This window comes from Undibacterium sp. SXout7W, assembly GCF_049339385.1.
Lineage (GTDB): Bacteria > Pseudomonadota > Gammaproteobacteria > Burkholderiales > Burkholderiaceae_D > Undibacterium.
The window spans coordinates 1-279 of sequence record NZ_JBMPPF010000175.1; the positions used below are offsets into that span (position 1 = coordinate 1).

Consider the following 279-nt stretch of genomic DNA (forward strand, 5'->3'; position numbering starts at 1 on the left):
CCACGCGCCCGCCACGCCGGTGGCGCCGGACAGGATCGCCAGCGAGGCGCCGAACGCCGCCGCCGGGGAAATGCCGACTGTGTAAGGACTCACCAGCGGATTGCGCGTAATGCCTTGCATCGCCACACCGGCCAGCGCCAGACCCGCGCCGGCGACTGTCGCCATGACGATGCGCGGCAGCCGCAATTGTTGCAGCAGGGAGATTTGCCACGCCGGAATGTCGCTCAGCCACGCCGAGGGGAGTAGTGGTGCGAACAGCGCGCGCAGGCTGGCGGCCAT

General features: G+C 69.9%; 1 protein-coding gene. It reads right to left on the reverse strand.

Annotation, left to right across the window (positions count from 1 at the left end; translation table 11 throughout):
* A partial coding sequence (locus ACO0LB_RS20990; RefSeq protein WP_423052691.1) for an iron chelate uptake ABC transporter family permease subunit occupies positions 1-279 on the reverse strand: 279 nt, incomplete at both ends.